1 protein-coding gene is annotated in these 480 nt (G+C 65.0%); it reads left to right on the top strand.

Annotation, left to right across the window (positions count from 1 at the left end):
• A partial coding sequence (gene istA, locus QSJ97_RS24690) for an IS21 family transposase (protein WP_285675159.1) occupies positions 1-480 on the top strand: 480 nt, incomplete at both ends.

Below are 480 nucleotides of genomic sequence, written 5' to 3'. Positions count from 1 at the left end.
CGCCCACGATGCGCCAGCATCACTTCGCCGGCGAGCGCGCGTTCGTCGATTATGCCGGCGACACGCTCGAGGTGATGGATGGAGCGACCGGAGAGACCCGCCAGGCACAGATATTCGTCGGCGTGCTCGGTGCTTCCAACTACACCTATGTCGAGGCAACCTGGACGCAGACGCTGCCGGATTGGATCGGCGCCCATGTCCGCATGCTCGCGTTCTTCGGCGGCGCACCGGGGCAGCTCGTCTCCGACAATCTGAAGGCTGGCGTCACCAAAGCCTGCTTTTACGAGCCCAAGGTCAACCGGACCTACGCCGATCTCGCCGCCCATTATGACACCGCTATCATCCCGGCCCGCCCGGGCAAGCCCCGCGACAAGGCGAAAGTGGAGGTGGGTGTGCAGCTCGTCCAACGCTGGATCGTCGCCCGCCTACGAAGCCGGCGCTTTTTCTCGCTCGCCGAACTCAACGCTGCGATCCGCGAGC

It is taken from the genome of Paralimibaculum aggregatum, from assembly GCF_030270585.1.
GTDB classification, from domain to species: Bacteria; Pseudomonadota; Alphaproteobacteria; order Rhodobacterales; family Rhodobacteraceae; genus Thermohalobaculum; species Thermohalobaculum aggregatum.
Note: the sequence above shows the minus strand (reverse complement) of the source record. Positions and strands in the feature narration are given on the sequence as shown.